The sequence below is a fragment of the Psychroflexus montanilacus genome, assembly GCF_020164535.1.
Taxonomy (GTDB): domain Bacteria; phylum Bacteroidota; class Bacteroidia; order Flavobacteriales; family Flavobacteriaceae; genus Psychroflexus; species Psychroflexus montanilacus.
In genome coordinates, this window is record NZ_JAIQZC010000001.1 from 123,421 (window position 1) to 142,768 (window position 19,348).

Annotated in this window: 19 protein-coding genes; 13 read left to right on the top strand and 6 right to left on the bottom strand. The window is 34.6% G+C overall.

What is annotated here, in order from left to right; all coding sequences use genetic code 11:
- Positions 1–15: 15 nt before the first annotated feature.
- Complete coding sequence (locus tag LB454_RS00595; RefSeq protein ID WP_224462369.1) at positions 16–1,515, bottom strand: DEAD/DEAH box helicase; 1,500 nt, start codon at positions 1,513–1,515, stop codon at positions 16–18.
- Positions 1,516–1,738: 223 nt separating this feature from the next.
- Between LB454_RS00595 and LB454_RS00600 the strand changes: the two genes are divergently transcribed.
- Positions 1,739–2,122, top strand: a complete 384-nt coding sequence (locus tag LB454_RS00600; RefSeq protein ID WP_224462370.1) for a hypothetical protein — start codon at positions 1,739–1,741, stop codon at positions 2,120–2,122.
- Between the two features lie 8 nt (positions 2,123–2,130).
- Entirely contained in the window at positions 2,131–2,841 is a 711-nt protein-coding gene (locus tag LB454_RS00605; RefSeq protein ID WP_224462371.1) for a YebC/PmpR family DNA-binding transcriptional regulator, read from the top strand.
- Between the two features lie 51 nt (positions 2,842–2,892).
- Here the strand turns inward: LB454_RS00605 and LB454_RS00610 are convergent, their stop codons facing one another.
- Together LB454_RS00610 and LB454_RS00615 are read right to left on the bottom strand one after the other, a co-directional pair.
- Complete coding sequence (locus LB454_RS00610; protein ID WP_093368261.1) at positions 2,893–3,375, bottom strand: Lrp/AsnC family transcriptional regulator; 483 nt, start codon at positions 3,373–3,375, stop codon at positions 2,893–2,895.
- An 86-nt stretch (positions 3,376–3,461) separates the two neighbouring features.
- A complete protein-coding gene (locus LB454_RS00615; protein ID WP_224462372.1) occupies positions 3,462–4,610 on the bottom strand; it encodes a M14 family zinc carboxypeptidase in 1,149 nt (382 codons plus the stop codon).
- A 296-nt stretch (positions 4,611–4,906) separates the two neighbouring features.
- On the opposite strand from LB454_RS00615, the gene LB454_RS00620 reads away from it, so the two are divergent.
- Together LB454_RS00620 and LB454_RS00625 are read left to right on the top strand one after the other, a co-directional pair.
- Positions 4,907–5,329, top strand: coding sequence for a helix-turn-helix transcriptional regulator (locus tag LB454_RS00620; protein WP_224462373.1), 423 nt, complete (start codon positions 4,907–4,909; stop codon positions 5,327–5,329).
- 41 nt (positions 5,330–5,370) lie between these two features.
- Entirely contained in the window at positions 5,371–5,739 is a 369-nt protein-coding gene (locus LB454_RS00625; protein WP_224462374.1) for a DNA topoisomerase IV, read from the top strand.
- Here the strand turns inward: LB454_RS00625 and LB454_RS00630 are convergent.
- From LB454_RS00630 to LB454_RS00640, 3 genes are all read right to left on the bottom strand, one after another.
- On the bottom strand, positions 5,736–8,330 hold the full coding sequence (locus tag LB454_RS00630; RefSeq protein WP_224462375.1) for a DNA gyrase/topoisomerase IV subunit A: 2,595 nt from the start codon (positions 8,328–8,330) through the stop codon (positions 5,736–5,738). The genes LB454_RS00625 and LB454_RS00630 overlap by 4 nt on opposite strands.
- A 459-nt stretch (positions 8,331–8,789) precedes the next feature.
- Entirely contained in the window at positions 8,790–10,670 is a 1,881-nt protein-coding gene (locus tag LB454_RS00635) for a DNA topoisomerase IV subunit B (RefSeq protein WP_224462376.1), read from the bottom strand.
- Positions 10,671–10,842: 172 nt separating this feature from the next.
- The gene (locus LB454_RS00640) at positions 10,843–11,193 is read right to left on the bottom strand and encodes a 4Fe-4S dicluster domain-containing protein (RefSeq protein WP_224463850.1); all 351 of its coding nucleotides are present in this window, start codon (positions 11,191–11,193) and stop codon (positions 10,843–10,845) included.
- 61 nt (positions 11,194–11,254) lie between these two features.
- Here LB454_RS00640 and LB454_RS00645 point away from each other — a divergent pair, with 61 nt between their 5' ends.
- The 9 genes from LB454_RS00645 to LB454_RS00685 are packed head-to-tail and all read left to right on the top strand — an operon-like array spanning position 11,255 to position 19,292.
- Complete coding sequence (locus tag LB454_RS00645) at positions 11,255–12,292, top strand: acyl-CoA reductase (RefSeq protein ID WP_224462377.1); 1,038 nt, start codon at positions 11,255–11,257, stop codon at positions 12,290–12,292.
- A gap of 7 nt (positions 12,293–12,299) precedes the next feature.
- Entirely contained in the window at positions 12,300–13,370 is a 1,071-nt protein-coding gene (gene serC, locus LB454_RS00650; RefSeq protein WP_224462378.1) for a 3-phosphoserine/phosphohydroxythreonine transaminase, read from the top strand.
- Positions 13,371–13,380: 10 nt separating this feature from the next.
- Positions 13,381–14,331 carry an NAD(P)-dependent oxidoreductase gene (locus tag LB454_RS00655; RefSeq protein ID WP_224462379.1) on the top strand — a complete coding sequence of 317 codons (951 nt, stop codon included), beginning with the start codon at positions 13,381–13,383 and terminating at the stop codon, positions 14,329–14,331.
- Between the two features lie 5 nt (positions 14,332–14,336).
- Complete coding sequence (locus LB454_RS00660) at positions 14,337–15,116, top strand: septal ring lytic transglycosylase RlpA family protein (RefSeq protein ID WP_224462380.1); 780 nt, start codon at positions 14,337–14,339, stop codon at positions 15,114–15,116.
- A gap of 8 nt (positions 15,117–15,124) precedes the next feature.
- On the top strand, positions 15,125–15,532 hold the full coding sequence (locus LB454_RS00665; RefSeq protein ID WP_224462381.1) for a DUF6146 family protein: 408 nt from the start codon (positions 15,125–15,127) through the stop codon (positions 15,530–15,532).
- A 19-nt stretch (positions 15,533–15,551) separates the two neighbouring features.
- Positions 15,552–15,869, top strand: a complete 318-nt coding sequence (locus LB454_RS00670; RefSeq protein WP_224462382.1) for a DUF6787 family protein — start codon at positions 15,552–15,554, stop codon at positions 15,867–15,869.
- Positions 15,870–15,929: 60 nt separating this feature from the next.
- On the top strand, positions 15,930–16,238 hold the full coding sequence (locus LB454_RS00675) for a hypothetical protein (protein ID WP_224462383.1): 309 nt from the start codon (positions 15,930–15,932) through the stop codon (positions 16,236–16,238).
- Between the two features lie 46 nt (positions 16,239–16,284).
- Positions 16,285–18,702, top strand: a complete 2,418-nt coding sequence (locus LB454_RS00680; RefSeq protein WP_224462384.1) for a TonB-dependent receptor — start codon at positions 16,285–16,287, stop codon at positions 18,700–18,702.
- A 26-nt stretch (positions 18,703–18,728) separates the two neighbouring features.
- Positions 18,729–19,292 carry a type 1 periplasmic binding fold superfamily protein gene (locus LB454_RS00685; protein WP_224462385.1) on the top strand — a complete coding sequence of 188 codons (564 nt, stop codon included), beginning with the start codon at positions 18,729–18,731 and terminating at the stop codon, positions 19,290–19,292.
- The last annotated feature ends 56 nt before the right edge of the window (positions 19,293–19,348 follow it).

The following is a 19,348-nucleotide window of genomic DNA, read 5'->3' on the forward strand; positions in this document are numbered from 1 at the left end:
TTAGTTAGTAATGGATTATTCCATAAAATGTTCATTAATTTTTACCCTCAGCTTCCTTACGTAATCTTCGTAAAGCCAATCTCTGTAATTTTTAGTATTGTTGATGATACAGTTAGAATATCTTTTGATTCTGTCTTTAATGTCATCTTTTAGCTCTCTTGCCAGAATCCTTGCATCAAAAACATCTTCAGAATTTTCTGCACACATTTTAGCATGCTGAGCTATGGATTCTTCAAGCACAAGTTTAGATTTATCCCCATTGTTGACAGTTTCATTATACCTCCTCCTAATGTCGAACTCGATGTCTTCAGAATTTTTGAACATTTCTCTTACTTCATCAGGCATTTCATATTTGAAGTTAAGTTCAATTTCTTCATCAGAAACCATGTTGTCGAGGAAGTAATCTGGATTTTCAAAAATAAGCTGCCAATCTACAGGCGCATCCCAGGGGCCAAATCTGGCAATGTTATTACCTAAATCAATAACATTAAAAGTATCTTTGTTTGGAAGTTTACGCGACCCTCTACCTATCATTTGAAAATATAAAGTCAAAGATTTTGTCGCACGATTCAAAATTATGTTTTCTACCGTAGGTTCATCAAAGCCAGTGGTAAGAATACTCACGGAAGTCAAGATTGCATCTGGTTTTTCTCTAAACCATTTCAGAATTGCTTTTCTCTCTTTCTTATTGTGGGTATTATCCAAGTGTTTGATATCATACCCCGCATCTTTAAAGGTTTGATAAACATACCAGGATGTATTGATACCATTATTGAAAATCAAGGTTTTCTTGCCTTTGCATTTCTCTTCGTAAGCCTGAATAAGCTTTTCCTGCATATCCAGATTAGTGTAAAGATCTTCTGAAGATTTGACAGTGTAATCTCCTGTTATACCAACCTGTAGAGTTCCAAGACCTACATCATAACTAAACATTTTGGCTTCTGCCAAAAATCCTTTTTCAATAAGTGATGATATTGAATTGCCAACAATAAGCTCCTCATAATTCCTATGCATTGGCAACTTAATGTTAGAACTTAGAGGCGTAGCAGTAACTCCTAATATAAAAGCTTTATCCAGATATCCAAAAAGCTTGGTAAATGAATTATAATGTGCTTCATCAATAATAGCCAAGCCAATATTTTTCATATTCAGCTTTTCTTCATTCAACCTATTGTTTAAGGTCTCCACCATTGCCACAAAACACATATAATCATTGTCATCTGGAAGTTCTTTTACTTTAGAATTGATGATTTTATTTTGAACGCCGAAGCCTTCAAGCATATCAGAAGTTTGCTTGCAAAGTTCAATTCTGTGTGTGAGCACGATGACTTTTTTACCAGTCTTTTCTATGTATCGTCTTACAATTTCAGAAAAAACAACTGTTTTCCCACCCCCGGTTGGAAGTTGATATAAGAGATTAAAATTATCTGGAGAATTCTCAATCTTATCAAATATCTTTTTTAAATCTTTTTCTTGATAATCGTAGAGGCTCTTTTCTGCAGTGTTTTCAAGCATATACTTCCTTGAGTTGAAATGTGATTTATAATTTTAAGATTGGCAAAAATACGCAGATTAAAGGGTTTATTGAAATATTTTAGCAAATTATAAGTCAAAATCTAGGCTTTGAAAGCTTCTGTGAATCAGTAAATTCGAGTATATTTTTAAAAATAGTAGAAACAACTACCTATATATATAAACTAAAAATTATTTTTGCATAACAACTTAAAACTAACAACCCTTGGAAAATAAAAAAGCATTAAAACTCATAGATTCTATTGTTAAAACACTTGAGTCCAACCAAATTGTAACCGACGAAGTTGTAGAGATGGTAAAAGAACTAAGACCATTTGCAGTAGAAGAAAACCTCCCTGTTGTAGCAAAAACATTAAGATTGGTTTCTGAACACGTGGAAGAGAACGAAGTTTTTGCTATACCAATTCCACAGGACGAGCCTATTGTAGACGAAGAAACTGGTGAAGAAATAGAACCTGAATCTTCTGAAATTATAACAGGGTCTGAAAGTTTACTGTATTTGGTCAACCTGATCAAAAAATCTGAAAATCCGGTGAATAAGGCTGAAATAAGAGAGTATAATCGTAAAATGGAAGCTTTCGCTGAATAATATTAGGTATGGGAAGAGCATTTGAATTTAGAAAAGCAAGAAAGATGAAGCGTTGGTCCGCGATGGCCAAAACCTTTACAAGGCTTGGAAAGGACATTGTGATGGCAGTAAAAGAAGGCGGTCCAGATCCAGAAACAAATGCAAAACTGAGAGCCGTCATTCAAAATGCGAAGGCTGCCAACATGCCTAAAGATAATGTAGAGAGAGCCATTAAAAGAGCCTCCGACAAAAGTCTTGGCGATTACAAAACGGTTTTATACGAAGGTTACGCTCCACATGGTATTGCTATACTTGTAGAGACGGCTACAGATAATACCAATAGGACTGTTGCCAACATCAGGTCTTATTTCAACAAATGCGATGGAAACCTGGGAACTTCAGGGTCTGTTGAATTTATGTTTGATCATACCTGTAATTTCAGGATTGCTTCCGAAGGAATTGATGTTGAAGAACTGGAACTTGAGATGATAGATTTTGGAGCAGAAGAAGTTTTTGAAGATGAAGATGGAATTATGATTTATGCTCCATTCCAAAATTTTGGAGATATTCAAAAATTCCTAGAGGAACGCCAGATTGCAATTGAATCTTCCGGGTTTGACAGAATACCTCAGGTAACTAAAACACTCACGGAAGAGCAAAAAGAAGATGTGGAAAAACTCTTAGAAAAAATTGAAGAAGACGATGATGTGCAAAATGTATATCACACTATGAACGAATAAAAAAAGGCTAGATGAATATCTAGCCTTTTTGACTTTGCAAAAGCAGAGATTTTACATGTTTTCGAAAATCGACTTCATCAACCGTGTCTTATCGTTAAGACTTTCTTCCATCGAAATCATTGTTTCTGTTCTACTCACACCATCGATATCATCTATAAGGAAAATTATATTTTTAGCGTGTTCAGTATTTTTAGCCCTTATTTTGCAAAATAAATTGAATTTGCCAGTCGTAACGTGAGCAACAGTAATATTTGGAATTTCTTCTATCCTATTGAGAACAAATTGTGTTTGCGAAGTTTTTTCAAGAAAAATACCTACATAGGCTATAAATGTATAACCCAATTTTTTGTAGTTTAAAGTGAGAGATGAACCAATTATGATCCCACTTTCTTCCATTTTTTTGACACGAACATGAACGGTACCTGCTGAAATATCAAGCTTCTTGGCGATATCCGTAAATGGGGTTCTAGTATTGTCAATGAGCATATTGAGAATCTGGTGATCAGTCTCGTCAAGTTTAAGTTTTCCTTTCATGTGATAAATCTTATTATATTAAATAAAACGCAAAAATAATTAATAATTATGATTAAAAAAGAAAGATTAATCAAAATGTTTATTAATTATATAACGAAAACGTTATTGTTGACTTTAAATGTTGCTAAAACTTCTCCTACTCTTAATTCAGTAGGCTTTTCAAATTCAAGAATCTGATGCTCGGCATCAATTTCGCGATGACCAAAGTATGAATTTAGTTTATCAATTTTTTCAATTACTGGCACAAATTCAATCCGGCTATTGCTTAAGGTTTCTTTAAACTGTATCGCTATATCAAAATCTTCTCCCTTTAGATTTACATTTCGTAAAATTATATCATAAAAGAGTTTTTGGTTCTCTGGAATTTCAAAATACCTTTTTTCTGGACTCAACTCTGCTTTTGTAGCTACATCTACGATCATATTAAGCATCGCGATGAAAATGTATTTACGGGTTTGTTCACGTTCATAGTCATTTTGAAAATGACCCGCTTCAAATAAAATAGTAGGTGTTCCGTTTTTCTGAAAATAATCACCAATGCAATTGATGTTAAATCCATCATCATACCTTCCGACTTGTCCTGGAATAAAACCCTGAAGCAGTTCATTTGCAGAAGTAATTAAACTCATCGACTGCCTTCTAACGTCATTGACATCTCTGTTTTCATTATAAGAAGGTGAAAGAAATGAAACAGTTGCAGGCTTATTTTTACTCCCAGCACTAAAAATTGTCCGCTGATCGTGCATATTAAAACACACATCGGGCTTAAAATCAGCATAAATACTTTGTAAAATCTTACTTTCTGATTGTGTTTTGAGATAAGCATCCCGATTCAAATCTACTGCATTGGAATTTACACGCGTATAATTCACTGCTCCATCTGGATTGAGCACTGGAATAATGACAATACTACATTCATCAAAAATAGTCTTGGCAAAGTCAGAATAAACTACAAAAAAATTCAGCAGATCCAAAACTGACTTTGTGGTGGTCGTTTCGTTTCCATGCATTTGTGACCAGATTAGTATTTTTCGAGATCCATGTCCCACACGAAAAGAAGAAATTATTCTTCCACTTTCAGAATGGCCTTCATTCTTGATTTTCAACTTGTGTGACATCGTCTTGAACACCTCCAGCAAATCCACTTCTTTCAAATACCTTCCCTGAAGTGCTGACTGTTTAAACGCTGAATAGTCGTCAAATAACTTATTATAATTAGGTCGTTGTATTTTCATGTTTACAAAAGTATAATTTTATAAATATACAATTGTATACAAATGTAAATCCAGTTTTATTTACATTTGTATACAGGATGAAGCGCTTATTTCCTGATTCAAAAAGTTTAAGGCGGAAAAATTCCTAAACCTACTATTTTATATTATTAAATATTGAAATACAGATATTTAAATATTCATATCTAAACTCATGGTTTAATATATTGAGGTTTGTTTTAAAACAATATTGAAGTAATCAATCCAAAATGTTTACATTTGTAAGTATATTTATATTTGACATTAATTATTAATTTACAATGGTAAACAGTGATGACTTTTCAAAACGGCTTAAAATAATCTTTGATTATTACGAATTGTCTGCTTCTTCTTTTGCAGATAAAATAGATGTAGGAAGAGCATCTATTTCTCACATTTTATCAGGCAGAAATAAACCAAGTTTAGATTTTGTGATGAAAGTAGTCTCCACTTTTGAAGAAGTAGAACTCTATTGGCTCTTAAATGGAAAAGGAAGCTTTCCAGCTTCTTCTCAAAAGGAAATAGAATTAACTGAGGAGCAAATAGAAGAAACTCGAGAAGAACAGAAACCCTATTCTGAAAGTACCTCATTTGACAGCATTAAGCATAAACAGATCTCATCTGATCAAAAGGAGATCAGGAAAGTAATAATTTTCTATAGTGACGGTAGTTTTGAATCTTACCAAAATCCTCCTAAAACCTAAATCATACGCCAGATTTAGTTAATTTTGCAGAAAAAAATTAAATGCGCTATATTTTTATTCTTGCTATATTGACTTTAGCTTCTTGTTACAACCCTAAAAGAGAATGCAAAGACTTTAAAACTGGTAAATTTGAGTTTGAAGCCTATTTAGATGGAGATTTAGTCAAAACAACTTTTATTAGAAACGATTCCATTGAAGTTGAGATTTATAAGAACAAAAAAGATACAGCTTCCATTCGCTGGATCAATGATTGTGAGTATGTGCTCAAATCTATAAACCCGAAAAACAGGGCTGAAAAACAGCCAATTCACATGAAAATATTATCAACTTCTGGAAACTCATACACCTTTGAGTACAGCATCGTTGGTAAAAATGAAAAGCAAAAAGGACGTGTGACTAAAGTAGATTAATCAAACAATGAAGATTGTTTATTACCAGGCTTTACATCGTCTTTGGATTCATCTTCATCATCCTCAATAGATTCTTCTTCATAAGGCATAGGATCAATCATGTCTATCTGCTTAACGTTTTCTGATGTTAACTGATTACCTTGCGCCTTGATTCCTTTTATAGCTATAAATTCTTCAAGATTTACCAATTCGTTTTCCTTTCTGTCTTTACCTCTTGCTTTTTTATATTCAATCTCAATGCGAGGAATATAATCTGTAGACACAACTTCCAGTTGAGAGTTGGGATGCTCTGTAATGATTAATTCTTCCTTCTCAGGCTGATCGATCAAAAAACGTTTGACGTAATATCGTTCTTTTTCACCTTCCCAATATACCGCTGAAATTGGCTTTTTGGGGTTCCATTTTTCTATAACGATAACGTCATTTTCAAAATGGGTAGAAAGTTCTGGAATAATGGTTTTCACGATTCCATTTTGACGAATAATTAAAAGTCTGTCTTCGCCTTTAAAGGCACCTAGAAGCTCACCTCGCTCATCAACATTGAGGCGTCTTACCGTTTCATCAAACCAAATCTTACGTGGCTTAAGAGTAGAAACACCTTCTTCCTTCATTTCAATGCTTTTGATAGGCATTTTAGTCACCAAATTACCTTTAACGTTTCTGCCTTTTATCGCCAAATCGGAAAAATCGACATCAAATTTGAGACGTTTTAAGCCTTTTTTCTGCCTTAAAAACACAGTAACTAGTTCTGCTTCACCGTTCGGATTACAAGAAAAATATAAAACTTTAGTTCCAGGCTTATCTTGACCAACGCTATAAGCACGATCTCTGGTTATTGAGGTTACAGCAAATCGTTTCATATAATTATAACCCGACTTGCCATCTCTGTAAATCAAATTATAAATGGTTCGTTTATCTTTCTTTTTAAAGATCCCTACATAAATAATGTTCTTGCCTATAAAGGTTTTGCTTTCAACCTTAGTCACCATCATCGTACCGTCTTCAGTAAAACAGATGATATCATCTATGTCGCTACAATCGGTGACGTATTCCTCTTTTTTCATAGATGTTCCAACAAAGCCTTCACTCCTATTCACGTATAGTTTTGTATTCCTAATAACAACTTTAGTGGCTTCTATGTCTTCAAATAATTGAATTTTAGTTTTGCGCTCTTTACCTTCACCGTATTTACTTTTTAGATTTTTGAAGTAATTGATGGAGTACTCAATCAAATGATCTAAATCGTGTTTTACACTTTCAATTTCTCCTTCCAGGGCTTCAATCTTCTGCTCAGCTTTGTCAAGATCAAATTTTGAAATTCTTTTAATTTTAATTTCAGTCAGTCTAGTGATATCATCTCGGGTAATGTCACGTTTTAAGTGCTTAATGTGAGGTTGAAGACCCAGATTAATCGCTTCAATAACACCTTCCCAGGTTTCTTCTTCTTCAATATCACGATAGATTCGTTTTTCTATAAAAATCTTCTCTAGAGAAGCAAAATGCCATTGTTCTTCAAGTTCGCCGAGTTTTATCTCCAGTTCGGTTTTGAGCAAACGAACTGTATTTTCTGTACTTCGTCTCAAAAGTTCTGAAACCCCTAGAAAATGTGGCTTATCATCTATAATGACACAACTTAAAGGTGAAATGGATACTTCGCAATTGGTGAAGGCAAATAAAGCATCAATTGTTTTATCTGGTGAAATATTGTTGGGCAGATGAATCAAAATCTCAACTTCTGAGGAAGTGTTGTCTTCAATTTTCTTTATTTTGATTTTACCCTTATCATTCGCTTTTAAGATAGAATCTATTAGCGTTGACGTATTTGTAGAATATGGAATCTCATTGATGACCAACAAATTCTTATCCCGAATTTCAATATTGGCTCTTACTCTTAGTTTTCCTCCTCTGAGACCATCGTTGTAATTGGATACATCTACAACCCCACCTGTAGCAAAATCTGGAAAAATACTGAATCGTTTGCCTTCCAAATGTTTGATGGATGCGTCGATTAATTCAATAAAGTTATGAGGAAGAATTTTGGTACTCAATCCTACTGCAATACCTTCTGCGCCCTGAGCCAGGATCATAGGAAATTTCACTGGAAGATTAACAGGCTCTTGTTTCCTGCCATCATAAGAAATTTGCCATTCTGTAGTTTTTGGATTAAAAACCACATCCAGGGCAAATTTTGATAAGCGTGCTTCTATGTATCTGGAAGCTGCTGCACTATCTCCAGTTAAAATATTTCCCCAGTTTCCCTGCGTATCTATTAAAATGTCTTTTTGGCCAAGCTGTACAATTGCATCACCTATACTGGCATCGCCATGAGGGTGATATTGCATGGTATGACCAACGATATTGGCTACTTTGGTATAACGTCCATCATCCAGGTCCTTCATTGAATGCAGAATACGACGGTGAACAGGTTTAAAACCGTCCTCAATAGCAGGTACAGCTCTTTCTAAGATGACATAAGAGGCGTAATCCAGAAACCACTCCTGAAACATGCCTGTAACTTTTATAGATTCGTCCTTGGCAGTTGGATCGTATTCAGCTTCAGAATCTGGAGTTAGGTCTAAATCGTCACTCATAGTTTGGATTGGTTTTTTGCAATTATTTTATCGAGAGATAATTTTAAAAATCGAGTTTTTCTAGGACTCAACATACTGATGTTAATATAAACATCTCTTATTGAATTCTTTGTTGAATAGAATAACACTAATCTCCTATAAAACAAAAAGTTGTATATTTTATACTTATGAATATTGTCTTTTTTTATCTCGTGGATTTTAGTTCTGTAATTAATAAATTCAGAAAGAATGGCACCTCTGTTTAAAAAAGAAACTAAACTTCCTTCGCTATCATATTCAAAATATTTTCCAGCAAAATAAATATAAATTAACCACATGCCAACTATGATAAGTGAAGCATAATAATACTTATCTGAAGGAAAAAGTTGTCTTCCAAGTTGTTGATTTAAAAAAATAAGAAGCAGAAAGAGTATCACTGAAAAGTAATACACACCAGGTATAATTTTAACAAGTTTATGGTTACTTAACCTCATGGATTTCTTCTTCAACTTCCTCTACGAGGTCTATTTCTACTTTTAGATTGTCTATGATAAAATTCTGGCGATCTGGAGTGTTTTTCCCCATGTAAAATTCCAAAATTTCGGGTATGCTTTTGTACTTATCTAACATTACAGGATCTAGACGAATGTCATCCCCTATAAAATTCTTGAATTCATCTGGAGAGATTTCACCCAGCCCTTTAAATCGGGTGATTTCAGGTTTACCTCTCAATGCTTTTATGGCTTCTCGCCTTTCGGTCTCAGAATAACAATAAAAGGTTTGTTTCTTGTCCCTTACTCTAAACAGTGGGGTTTGCAAAATATACAAATGACCTTCTTTAATTAATTCTGGAAAAAACTGAAGAAAAAAAGTGATGATCAATAAACGAATGTGCATACCATCTACATCAGCATCGGTGGCAATTACAATATTATTGTATCTCAAGTCTTCCAGAGAGTCTTCAATGTTTAAAGCTGCCTGCAGGAGGTTAAACTCCTCATTTTCATAAACAATTTTCTTACTGAGTCCATAAGAATTTAGCGGCTTTCCTTTAAGACTAAACACAGCCTGAGTGTTGACATCTCTAGACTTGGTAATACTTCCACTTGCCGAATCACCTTCCGTAATGAATAAGGTTGTTTCCAGATAACCTTCTTTTTTTGTGTCTTCTAAGTGAATTCTACAGTCTCGTAATTTTTTATTGTGAACACTTGCCTTTTTCGCTCTATCCTTGGCTAATTTTCGGATTCCAGAGAGATCTTTGCGCTCTTTTTCAGCCCGAAGAATTTTTTTGTGAAGCTGCTCAGCTGTTTCATTGTTTTTATGAAGATAGTTATCCAACTTTTGCTTCATAAAATCCATGATGTAAGTCCTTACTGTTGGTAAGTCTCCACCCATATCGGTTGAGCCTAATTTCGTCTTGGTTTGACTTTCAAAAACCGGTTCCATCACTTTTATGCTTATGGCTGATACAATGGATTTCCTAATGTCACTAGGCTCAAAGTTCTTCTTGTAAAAATCTCTTATGGTTTTGACAATCGCTTCTCTAAAAGCTGACTGATGAGTTCCTCCTTGAGTTGTGTTTTGTCCATTGACAAAAGAATGGTATTCTTCAGAATATTGAGCCTTGCTAAAGGTGATAGCGACTTCAATATCATTTCCCTTTAGATGTATGATTGGGAACAATCTGTCTTCTTCTCTTATTCTGTCACTCAACAGATCTTTCAAGCCTTCTTCTGAGTAAAATTTTTCCCCATTAAACAGTATTGTCAGACCTGGATTGAGATAGACATAATTTTTAAGCATTTTCTCAATATATTCATTTCTGAAATTGTACTTCTTGAAAATGACTTCATCAGGAATAAATGTAACTTTAGTACCCCGGCGTCTTGAGGTTTCATCAAGTTCTTCCTTGTTCACTAAGTTTCCCTGCTCAAATTCTGCAGAGACCGATTTATTATCTCTTGTAGATTCAACTCTGAAGTAACTAGAGAGTGCATTTACGGCTTTAGTACCTACACCGTTAAGACCAACTGATTTCTTAAAAGCATTCGTGTCATATTTACCACCCGTATTCATTTTGGAAACCACATCCACCACTTTTCCTAACGGAATTCCTCGACCATAATCTCTAACGATTACTTTAGAATTTTGAATGGAAACTTCAATGGTTTTGCCTGAGCCCATTACAAATTCATCAATGGAGTTATCCAAAACTTCTTTGAGTAAGATATAAACACCGTCATCGGCTCCAGATCCGTCTCCCAGTTTTCCTATATACATCCCTGGCCGCATACGTATGTGTTGCTTCCAGTCTAGTGATTTAATGTTATCTTCTGTGTACTTTGTTTCTTCTGCCATAATTTTTCTGAACACCGAAATATACTACGATTTCTCTAAAATAAAAATCTGTACACAAATTTAAAATCTACAATGAATTAGATCCATGTTGTGATATAAATATTTTCTAGTAAATAAAAAACCTCTAAGCACTAAGGATTAGAGGTTTAAGTCTTAAAGTAATATTAATCTATTATTCTTTGTGCATGAAAGATTGCTTACCTAATAATTCTTCTTCCGTTTCTTCATGCTCTTCATCGGGTACACAACAATCAACTGGACAAACTGCAGCACATTGTGGTTCTTCATGAAAACCTAAACATTCAGTACATTTATCTGCTACAATATAGTATAATTCATCACTTATAGGTTCTTGAGCTTCTTCAGCATTGACTTCTTTGCCATCTGGAAGTACAATATCGCCTTCTAGATCTGTGCCATCAGCGTATCTCCAATCGTCTGCTCCTTCGTAAATTGCAGTGTTTGGACATTCGGGCTCGCAAGCACCGCAATTGATACATTCGTCTGTTATTTTAATAGCCATTTGAGTAATATTTATGTAAGTTTGTTCAAAAATAGCAACACTACAAAGGTTAGCCAAACATATGACTTTAGAAACCAGAATAGATGCCTTTTCAGAACTTGGATTCTTATTACAAAATTACATAGATTCTAAAGACTCAAGCTCTAATTTTTCACAAAAATTGACTAATGTCATTCGAAATGCAGAAATTCAAAATGCATGGTTTACACAGGAGCAAATTCATAATGCCTTAAAAGATTGGTCAAAGGCTCTGACCAGAGAGAATCTTGATAAATGGCTTCTACTCTATTCTTTGGGTAATTTTGCAACACAAAGAGTTGCTGTTGTCATGGCTGGAAATATCCCTTTGGTAGGATTTCACGACTTTTTAAGTGTTCTTATCACTGGACATCATTTTATAGGTAAATTATCTTCCAATGATAATTTATTGATTCCTTTTTTTGCTGAAACACTAATTGAAATTGAACCTGAGTTAAAGTCTAAAATTGAATTTACAAAAGACAGGCTTCCATATTTTGAGGCCGTAATTGCCACGGGAAGTAATAATACGGCTCGGTATTTTGAATACTATTTTAAAGAAAAGCCTCACATCATCAGAAAAAACAGAAATTCTGCAGCCTTATTGGACGGAACTGAATCAAAAACAGATCTGAAGGCTTTAGGTGAAGATGTTTTTAAGTATTTTGGTTTAGGTTGTAGAAACGTGTCTAAGCTATTTGTCCCTGAAGCTTATGATTTTGATGATTTTTTCAAGTCAATGTTTAAGTACAAAGATTTCATCAATCATCATAAGTATGCCAATAACTACGATTATAATAAGGCGGTATACCTGATGAGTTCTGTAAAGTTATTGGATAATGGTTTTTTACTTTTGAAAGAAGATCAACAATTTTCTTCACCTATTGGTGTTTTATTTTACGAAACCTACACTGATGAAACTCATTTAAAGAGAAGGCTGAAAGAAGAAAAAGAAAACATCCAGTGCATTGTAGGTAATCATAATTTGGCTGAAGTTGATTTTGGTCAGGCTCAGCACCCTGAACTTTCAGATTTTGCTGATGGTGTAGATACTATTGAGTTTTTGACTCAACTTAAATAATAAACTAATGGAAAGACCTCATAATTTTAGCGCCGGTCCTTGTATTCTTCCTTTGGAAGTTTTTGAAAAGGCCTCACAGTCTGTCATAGACTTAGACGGTTCTGGATTGTCTATTCTCGAAATTTCTCATCGTAGTGCAGCTTTTGTAGAGGTAATGGAAAAGGCAAGATCACTAGCTTTAGAGCAACTTGGCTTAAAGAATAAAGGCTATAAAGCTTTGTTTTTTCAAGGAGGTGCGAGTATGCAATTTTTGATGACGGCATATAATCTTCTGGAAAATAAAGCAGGCTATTTAGATACAGGAACCTGGTCTGCCAATGCCATCAAAGAAGCCAAAAACTTTGGGAATGTAGAAGTTGTGGCGAGTTCTAAAGATAAAAACTACAATTACATTCCAAAGCAATATGAGGTACCAACAGATTTGGATTACCTGCACTGCACAAGTAATAACACCATTTTTGGTACTCAGATGAAGTCTTTTCCAACTTCAGAAAACACCCCATTGGTTTGTGACATGAGCAGTGATATTTTTTCCAGAGATATCGATTATTCTCAATTTGGATTGATTTATGCTGGTGCTCAAAAAAATATGGGACCTGCAGGAGCTACACTGGTTGTGGTGAAAGAAGATATTTTAGGAAAAGTTTCAAGAACAATTCCATCAATGATGGATTTTGAATTATTCATCAAGAAAGAAAGCATGTTCAATACACCTCCAGTCTTTTCGGTATACGTATCGATGCTGACTTTGGAGTGGTTAGCCAGAAGCGGTGGTGTTTCTGCAATTGAAAAAAAGAACAAAGCTAAAGCAAGCTTAATTTATGATGAAATTGATAGAAATCCACTTTTTGAAGGGTTCACAGCAAAAGAAGATCGTTCTATGATGAATGCCACTTTTACTCTAAAAGATGAAAAATTGGCTTCAAGATTTGATAATCTATGGAAAGAAGCCAATATTAATGGGTTAAATGGTCATAGAAGTGTTGGCGGTTATAGAGCGTCTATGTATAATGCACTTTCCATTGAAAGCGTTCATGTACTCGTAGACGTCATGAAACATTTTGAAAAAACGACTTAATTATAATTAAATGAAAATATTAGCAACAGACGGCTTTTCTGAAGTTGGGATTAATTTACTTGAAAAAGCGGGGCATGAAGTGATCATTAAAAACATCGCGCCAAATCAATTGGTTAACTATATCAACACCAACAGTATAGATGGACTTTTGGTGAAACAATCAACATTATTACCTAAGGAAATCATTTCTGAATTGACTACGTTAAAATTTATTGGTAATTGCGATAGGACTTCAACGCATATAGCTTCTGAAGTTGCAAGGAAGAATAATATTGAAGTTTTCCATGCAGAACATGCCTGGAGCACAAGTGTTGCCGAGTTTACTATCGCTCATATGTTAAGTTGTATGAGACACCTGAAAGACTCCAACCGTGAAATGCCACTAGAAGGAGATCAAAACTTTAATGCTTTGAAACGCTCATTTTCTGGAGGGAGTGAACTGAAAGGTAAGACTGTAGGACTCATAGGTTTTGGAAGAGTTGGACAGGAAGTAGCTAAGAAAGCCATAGCTTTGGGCATGAGGGTTAAATTCTACGATAAGAATATAGAAACTTCTGCTCTTGAGCTAAAGTTCTTTGATGAACAATCTATAAAATTTGAACTATCCTCCTCCACTCTTGATGAAGTTTTGTCAACTTCAGACGTTATAAGTTTACATATTCCTGAAACTGATAGCTACTTCATCGGGGCAAAAGAACTTCAGAAAATGAAGTCAACTGCAGGGATTATCAATACATCGCATGGTAAATGTTTAGATGAAGTAGCTTTGGTTAAATCATTAGAAAACAATAAATTGGGTTTTGGAGCTTTAGATGTATTCGAGGATGAGCCCCAACCTCCTATCCAGTTACTTATGAATCCTAAATTATCACTTTCGCCTCATATTGGAGGAGCAACTCAGGAAACTCAGGATAGAGTATCCAGAGAACTTGCAGATCAAATTATTTCATTTTCAAACTAATTATTATGAAAACCATCCAACTTGCCTTAGTATTTTTTATCTCTTCTTTAAGCTTTGCCCAAACTCAGACAGGGAAAGCCTCCTTTTATGCAGATAAATTTGAAGGCAGACCAACGGCTAGTGGAGAAATTTACAAACACAATCTCCCTACTGCTGCTCATAGAAAGTTGCCATTTGGAACTAAAGTAAAAGTGACTAATCTAACTAATAATAAAACTGAAATAGTCACTATTAATGACAGAGGTCCTTTCATCAGAGGTAGAATTATTGATTTATCCAGGTCTGTAGCTCAGTCTTTAAACATTATAGATAGCGGAGTCACAGATGTAAGAATAGAGGTGCTTGATGGAAATCTGACGGAATCAAAGGGTCAAAAGTCAGAAACTGAATATCAAACACCAAGAGTTTCAGAAGAAGAGAAACGAGAAACTGCCCAAACTACAGAAAAGAGGGAAAGCAATGCAGAAAATTTTAAAAAGGCCTCCAAAAATACAATTGAGGAAAGAGAATTTTATGAATTGACAGTAGATGAAGTTCAACCTGACTTCTTCGGAGTTCAAATAGCAAGTTTTCAAGAAAGTGACAATTTATTAAGGCTGGCTAACCGACTCAAAGTAAGTTATAAAAGTGAAGTCCTCATTCAAATCAAAACTGTAAATGAAACCAAAGTTTATACTGTAATTTTGGGGCAATTTAATAATAGAAGAGCAGCAGAAAATTTCAAATCCAGAAATTTAGATAAATATCCGGATTCATTTATTGTAGATATGACAAGAAAGGACTAAATTTAATAATGAAATATTTTTTACCTCTTTTATTTTTAGCAACAATCCTTGCCTGTTCTGTTCAAAAACAAAATAAAGATTTGGATTTTGAGGATTCTGAAATCACTAATGATACAATACGTATTGCCAATGATAGTTTAGAATACGAGATTATAATTCTAGAGCCTGGTTTTTCAGCCTGGCTTGCTACTCAAAGACCTAGAGGATATTATGGACAAACTTACCTTGAACAAAGAAATAAGATTTTTGTGACCAACTACAATATAAGAGCAAACAATCCATCTCAGTTTGGCACGGATTTGTATCCGATGCAAATCAACTATGAATTTGATATAGACTATGGATACGAAGTGAATTATCTACTTTATAATTATTTCGTCTATTTTCAAGAGAAATATAGGCAAAGATTGCGATAAGCTTTTGTATTTTTGCAAAATGAAAAAATTAAAAGAACGCTGGGGCATTCAATCCAACTTTCAATTGGTTATCATATTTATAGTATTTGCCATCACTGGCTCACTTTCTGCCTACCTTGCTAAACCAGTATTGACTTTTTTAGGCTTACACCGCGGAGCTTTTCCAGAACATTTCTTTGGTGGATTCTTTTATTATTCACTGAGAATACTACTTATATTTCCTATTTACCAGGTTTTACTTGTAGTTATAGGAACTCTTTTCGGACAAAATAAATTCTTTTGGAGCTTCGAAAAGAAAATGCTTTCCAGGTTAGGCCTTGGTTTTTTGTTTCAATAACATCTTATTTAACAATTATTCTTTAAAATAATATTACATTCGCAAAAAATATAATAAACGTTGAACTTCAAACAATTACTTAGCGTCACTTTATTCATGATTTTTACAACATCGGTTGTAAATGCTCATGCGCTTAGTCATTTGTTTGAAGATGATTTTTCTTCGATAGAACATTGTAGCACTTGTGATGAATATGTGTTATCAACAAAGGATGATTTACAGTTCTACTCTCCACAGATTCAAACTCAGGAATTTACATCAAATGAAATTATAGTTGAGGCTTCTGTATCAATGTATTATCAGGTTGCTGTAAAAATCCATCCCTCTGGTAAATATTACAATAAACCTCCCCCTTTTAAACTAGTCTAAAGTCCAGCTCCTACACTTTATTTATTTACTAGTTTAATTCGATTGTATGATTCAGAAGTCAAGTCTTTTGTATTTCTTTTTATTTGTATCCTCATTTTTAACTGCCCAAAATTGTGATTACACAATTTCCGGACAAGTTATAGATATTCATGATAACTCCTTACTTCAAGGTGCAGTCATTGCTATTGAAGGTACAACTAATGTTGCCTATAGTGACGATAAGGGTAACTTCGAATTGAATGACATTTGTGGTGGCGAACTGTTAATAAAAGTTACCCACCCCTATTGTGAAACTCAAACCAAACGAATAAAACTACAAGAGAATCTCAAAATCAATTTTCGTCTCGAACACCATCTTGAGGAATTGAATGAAGTTTTACTTAAAGGTAAACTTTATGATGAAAAACTTAATTCGGCGATTACTCGACAACTAAAGGTTGAGGAACTGGAGAGCTTTAGTAACGCTTCTCTTGGAGATGCGTTGAAAACTATAAGCGGTGTATCGTCGCTTAATACTGGAAGTTCTATAGTAAAACCAATCATCAACGGTTTACATAGTTCAAGAGTTCTTATTATTAACGACAATGTAAGACTTCACGACCAACAGTGGGGGGAAGATCATGCTCCAAACGTAGATATTAATTCAGCAGCCAATGTTACTGTTATAAAAGGAGCTTCAGCTTTAAAATATGGTGGAGATGCTGTGGGAGGAACTATTGTCATAGAACCTCAAAAAGCACCTTTGAAAGATACTCTGATGGGTAAAACCATATTAACTGGAGCTACCAATGGTCGTGGTGGTACTTTTTCTACGAGTTTGATAAAATCAAATTCAAATGGATTCAACTACAGACTTCAGGGAAGCTTAAAACGACTTGGTGACTTAAAAGCTCCAGACTATCAGTTAACCAATACAGGACAAAGAGAAAATAATATCAGTCTGGGTCTTGGACTTAATAAAATAGATTATGGTATCGACTTTAGTTACAAATTAACCAATTCTGAAATCGGTATTTTAAGGTCAGCTCACGTGGGAAATATATCAGACCTAGAAGCATCTATAAACAGAGGGGTACCTTTTTTTATCGAAGATTTCTCTTATTCAATTAATAGTCCGAAGCAGGAAATTACACATCAAATCTTTAAACTGAATGCTTTTAAAAAAATTAAGAACATTGGCGAAGTAAATCTTCAATATTCCTTTCAGAATAATGACAGGTCAGAATTTGATGTCAGACGTGGTGGGCGTAGTGACGTTCCTGCAATGGAAATGAACTTAAAGACCCACACCTTATTAGCTCAGCTGGAATGGACAGATTTAGAAAGATTTGATTCTAATTTTGGCATTGAACTAAACGCCCAAACCAATATACCTAGCGGAGAAACTGGGGTTCGTCGTCTTATCCCTGATTATGAGATGTACACTGCCGGAGTCTTTGCAACTACTGAAATTTCCCTAACAGACAGGTGGAAGCTTGATGCAGGAGTTAGATATGACTTCAATACAATTGATGCGCAAAAATTCTACATAAAATCTAGATGGGAAAGATTAAATTACAATGAACTGTTCCCAGAATTTGAAGTAGAAGAGGCACGTGGCGGGCAAATTTTCACCAACCCATCATTCGATTTTCACAACTTATCCGCTACTATCGGAGCAACTCATACCTTTCAGAATAATTGGAGGTTTACCACGAATTTAAGTTCAGCCAGCAGAGCTCCAAACCCATCAGAATTATTTAGTGATGGCTTACACCACAGTCTGGCAAGAATTGAGCTTGGAGATTTGCAATTGAATTCAGAACAATCTTTCAAAATAGGTGCCGAATTGCAGGGAGAGGTCGATGAGTTTGGCTTTAGCATTCAACCTTATTATAACTTAATCAATGATTTTATCATTTTAGAACCTAGTACAATAGATGAAAATACCATTAGAGGCTCTTTTCCAGTATGGCAGTACAGGCAAAGTGACTCCAGGTTGTATGGAATAGATGTGAGCGCAAGCTATACTCATAAAAACTTTGAATTCGATTCAAATTTTGCTTACGTCAACGGACAGGATCTTGAGCAAAATGAAGCCCTTATCAATATGCCTCCTTTTAATATTTCTAACACCCTGACTTATAAAAAATCTGATTGGAATAATTTTTTCATTTCACTCAATAGTCAATTTATTGCTGAGCAAAACAGGTTTCCCGACAATAATTTTGAGGTGGAAATTACAAATCGAATCACTGGTGATAAAGAAGAAGTCCTGGTTGACATAAGTTCACCTCCTAGCGCCTATCACATACTAAATTTAAGGAGTGGAATGGAATTCGAATTCGACTCTAAACGATTGAGCATCAATTTGCTTATAAATAATTTATTAAACACAACTTATAGAGATTACCTCAATGCCTTAAGATTTTATGCTGACGAAGTTGGCACCAATGCTATGTTACAATTAAAACTCAATTATTAACAATTACAACTTTAAAAATGAACCCTATGAAAACTATCAAATTATTAAGCTTAAGCCTTCTTGCAGTACTTGCTTTTAGTGCATGTTCAGACGACGATGATGCTCCAGCGCCAGTACTTGAACAAGAAGAAATTACCACTTTAAATGTATTCTTGACACCTGAAGGTGGAACAGAATCATTAGTATTTTCATTTACAGATCTTGATGGTGACGGCTCTAATGCCCAAATAAGTGCAGAAAATCTTGAGGCGAACACAACTTATACTGGAAGAATGGAATTTCTAAATGAAAACGAAGAGCCAGTTGAAGACGTTACAGAAGAGGTTTTAGAAGAAGACGATGAGCACCAAGTATTTTTCATCGCAGGTACTGGTTTGAATGTGAATACAGAATACCTTGACGCAGACGGAGACGGAAATCCAATTGGTGTAGAGTTTAGATTGGTTACAGGAGAAGCAAGCTCTGGAGACTTGACCTTTATTTTGATTCACGATGGAGATAAAGAAGCTGGAAGTAACGGTGTTTTAACTCCTGAAGTTGGAGGAGACACTGATATTGAAGTAACATTTGAAGTTACAATCGTAGAATAAATTATAATGACATAGCAAACCAACTTCAGCATTTTAAAAAAGCTGCTCTTAACTTT